At 40.6% G+C, this 3,929-nt stretch carries 6 protein-coding genes; all 6 read left to right on the top strand.

Annotated elements, in window-relative coordinates; genetic code table 11:
• A partial coding sequence (locus L4C33_RS20315) for an O-antigen ligase family protein (protein WP_428814211.1) occupies window positions 1–707 on the top strand: 707 nt, incomplete at its 5' end.
• Window positions 708–793: 86 nt separating this feature from the next.
• Entirely contained in the window at window positions 794–1,237 is a 444-nt protein-coding gene (locus L4C33_RS20320) for a low molecular weight protein-tyrosine-phosphatase (RefSeq protein ID WP_428814212.1), read from the top strand.
• Window positions 1,238–1,304: 67 nt separating this feature from the next.
• The gene (locus L4C33_RS20325; RefSeq protein ID WP_428814213.1) at window positions 1,305–1,784 is read left to right on the top strand and encodes a hypothetical protein; all 480 of its coding nucleotides are present in this window, start codon (window positions 1,305–1,307) and stop codon (window positions 1,782–1,784) included.
• A gap of 211 nt (window positions 1,785–1,995) precedes the next feature.
• Window positions 1,996–2,457: a TetR family transcriptional regulator gene (locus L4C33_RS20330; protein ID WP_428814214.1), complete on the top strand. Its 462-nt coding sequence runs from the start codon at window positions 1,996–1,998 to the stop codon at window positions 2,455–2,457.
• A 235-nt stretch (window positions 2,458–2,692) separates the two neighbouring features.
• Window positions 2,693–3,586 (top strand): sensor domain-containing diguanylate cyclase, encoded by an 894-nt coding sequence (locus L4C33_RS20335; protein ID WP_428814215.1) that lies wholly within the window; start codon window positions 2,693–2,695, stop codon window positions 3,584–3,586.
• Window positions 3,587–3,744: 158 nt separating this feature from the next.
• The coding region (locus L4C33_RS20340; protein ID WP_428814216.1) for a DUF3010 family protein at window positions 3,745–3,929 on the top strand (185 nt) is incomplete at its 3' end.

The raw sequence follows: 3,929 nt of genomic DNA on the forward strand, positions 1-3,929 counted from the left end.
AACGTATTCGACGCTGGAGTGGGGGAGTTGTCTCTCGCAAAATGTTTGTACGACTTGCCCTAATCATTATGGTTATAGCTTTGGTTATGACTCGCTCAAGAATGGGTAACACCGCTTTTTTTGCAGCAACGACACTTGGCGGTTTTATTGCGTTGTTCTTCTTTAAAGATAAACCACGAGCATTAATCCCGTTAATCGTCAGTCTGATACTGGTCGATACATTAGTCGTTGGTACAGTCTTTGGTTTAGATAAAGTCAAAGACAGGTTAGAGCAAACTTCGGTTCTTAAAGAAACCAGAGATGAAGTGATTCAGTGGTCATTGCCGATAGTGGAACAGTACCCACTAACAGGAACCGGAATGGGAAGCTTCTACTCGGTATTCCCTAGTTATACCCAATTTAATATCGGCTACTACGATCATGCTCATAACGACTATTTACAGTTTGCTGTTGAAGCGGGAATACCTGCGACGTTATTACTTGGCTTTATGTGGTTATGGGCAGTGGTTATTTCGATTCGCTCGATGAGTAGGCGAAACAGTAAAACATTACGAGGCTTGGCCTTAGGCTGTTTAATCGCCTTAATCGGTATGCTAATTCACATCACCGTCGATTTTAACTTACAAGCCCCTGCGAATGCGATGACGTTTGTATTGATACTGGTGATGACCGGTTGCACGCAGAGCATCAAAATTGCGCGTAGATAACCTGCATTAATGAATAATACTAAATGACGTGAGCTTAGGGGCTAACCCTCGGCTCATTGTCGTTTTAATGAAATAGAAGGCACAAAATGTTTAACAAGATTTTAGTGGTATGTATTGGCAACATTTGCCGTTCACCTTTAGGTGAAGCACTGCTTACCGACTTGCTGCCAAATAAACAGATTGCCTCTGCTGGCATCATGGTGGAAAGTAGCGGATTAGCCGGTAACTCTGCTGATCCTAGTTCCCAGTTAGTCGCTTTAGAAGAAGGCTTGGACTTAGCCAACCATCAAGCTCAGCAGCTTACGAAAGAACTGTGTGACGAGTACGATCTCATTTTGGTTATGGAATCGGGTCATATCGATTTAGTTGCTGAGTTAGTTCCTACTGCACGTAGCAAAACTTTGTTATTTGGCCAGTGGAGTGGGGACGCCACTATTGCTGATCCGCATAGAAAAGAAATGCCTGCTTTTCAGTTTGCGTATCAACGTATTTATCGAGCAGCCCATGCATGGGCAAACAAGCTTCGCTAGACCTTTACATATTGGTGGGTCGAAGTCGTATTAGTGTCTAAGAAAGATAAACTCCAAGAAATATAAAATGCCTAGAATATCCAATGAAGAAAAACAGCGTAAGCAGCAAGAGCTGAATTCGATTGTGCTAGAGCTATTTTTAAGTGAAGGCATTCATGCAATCACTTATACCGAAGTAGCAAAGCGATACAATACAACGAAAAGCGCTATTCAGCGTTACTATCCAGCACATTCTGATTTTGTGCATGTACTCGATGCAAAGCTACTCCCTTTGGTTATCGATACCCTGGATTGGAAAACTGAAGCTAAATTTATTCAATCATGGAAGAAAGCACTAAACGACGAAACATGCACAAGGTTTCGCAAAGTAATTGAATTTCTATTTGCTGATGCAGTAGGGGCTGGAACTTCGCCGGTCACTTTTGATGCCGTTGCCAAGCTACGATTGTTAATTAGAGACAAATTTGATGATGACTCTATTTTCTATCAATTAATGGGCGAAAGCTTCTCTGTGATTGTTATGAAAAAACGAGCACAAATTCATTAACATCTCTTTTGAATTTGTATGAAATCGATTTCTTAAAGTTCACTGCATTTGTAAAATCTATCGCATTTTGAATGGTTTTTGACCTAACTCTGACTAAGTTACTGTTTACCATTTCCACAAATATGCTAATTTTCACAGTAAAGCGTACCTCGTAAATAAAATGTTATGGTGAGGTGTAATTATTCCGCTCAATTAGTTTAGGTTTAGGTAGATGGCAAAAATAACAGCAGAAGAAAAAGCACGTAAACAACAGGCTCTGAACGAAATTGTTCTGGAGATATTTTGGGATCAAGGCTGGCCAGCAGTGTCCTACGCAGAAGTGGCTAAGCGATTTGGTACAACTAAAAGTGCAATTCAACGTTATTTTCCTAGCCACGACCACTTTGCTTTGGCGCTGCAAGGTAAAGTGATGCCGCTTATAGCGAGCCACCTAGATTGGTCTTCAAAAGATAAGTTTATCGAATCGTGGATGGCAGCACTGACTAATACCAAAGATCTACGTTTTCGTAAGGTATTGGAGTTACTATTTATTGAATCTACAAGAGAGTCCCCTTCTCAAATGTCTCTTGTCGGGGTTGAGCGCTTTACAGGTAAAATTAATCAAGCTTTCCAAGATGAATCTGTTTCACATGAGTTGTTCGGACGTACCTTCCTCTACCTGCTAAATCACTAGCCTTAGCTTATGAACTCGTTGGCTTTTGATATTAAAAGCCAGCGTTTACTTCTTATTCCCTACCCAGGCGTTTCCCTCAGTTTACAGTCTGCATAAAATTAAAATGCGTATGATGAACGCAAAAAATGTTGTTCTTTTAAAAAAAGCGTATTACTATCCATGCTAGTAAAGGGTACTTGGTACGCATAAGGAGATCGATTAGTGCTCAATGATTAAATAGAAACAAGTGGTAGACATGAATCAACAAAATGTTCTTACAGCGTATCAAAGCGTCAATGATCTATTTCGCTCTCTAGCATTAGGCATGGGGTTAGCTGAGCTCAATGTGCGAGTTGTTAGCCTGGCTGAGCGATGGTTTGACGCATTGAATGTATCTATTGAGTGCTTTGATAGTGCGGAATCTAGCAAGGTTAGTTTGATCTCACTATGTCCAAACTCTCCAGACTGCCTTCAATCTTGTTGGATCACTCCAATTATTTCTAGCTCCAATAAGGTGTTAGGAAGAATTACTCTTAATGTACCTAAGCCTCTATCTGAAGATGATCGAAAGCTGTTGCAAATGCTAGCCGATTTTTACGGCACAGCTTTAGATAAGTATGACTTAGAGAAAGAACTGCGTTTTCAAGCTGAATACGATTCATTAACACATTGCTTGAACCGCAATGCACTCTACAAGTATGCAGAAAACAAACTCACTCAATCAGATTCACTTGTTGGGTGCTTTTTTGGTGATGTCGACAGCTTCAAACAAATCAATGATCAGTTCGGTCATGAAATGGGCGACGCAGTGCTAAAGCAAATTGGAAAGGTGTTTAACGCTACGTTTCGTGACCATGGAGTGTGTGGTCGTTTTGGTGGCGATGAATTTGTCGGTTTCTATTTTGCGAAGAGCCCAGCCTTACTAGAGCAATTTCGCTCAGATCTAATTTACAATTTAGAGAGAACTCCTATTCTTTCGAAGCTTGGGGTAACAATGAGCCTTGGAAGTGCTACCTCTGAGCTTCACCGTACCTCTGAACCTGCCAATGTTGATATTTTAAACCGCTTAGTTAATCAAGCAGATTCAGATATGTATCGCCTGAAACACAGTGTTAACGAAAACAGATCTCAGACAGCAGAGTGCTCTTAGCTTTATTCTGTGAGCTTGGCACTCGGTATTTCTGTGACTAGCTAATTAAGCGTGATCGTTATGCAAAACAACATTGTTGGAAAGAATATCTCTAACTAGACTGGTTTGAGACGTAAACTGGCGTATAATCCGCGACGAGTTAATTAATAGGTAATGACATGAAAATTTGTGGTGTTGAGATCAAAGGTAATGACGCGATCATTAGCCTTCTGTCACTTTCTGACGGCGTATTTAATATTCCTGATTGCCGAGTAGCAAAAGTATCAATCAGTGATGCAAACGATACTCAACAAATGAGAGACTTTCAGTTTTCGTTCGCGAAGCTAATGGAAGACTATCAAGT

Origin of the sequence: Vibrio makurazakiensis, assembly GCF_050337375.1 — a bacterium.
Taxonomy (GTDB): domain Bacteria; phylum Pseudomonadota; class Gammaproteobacteria; order Enterobacterales; family Vibrionaceae; genus Vibrio; species Vibrio makurazakiensis.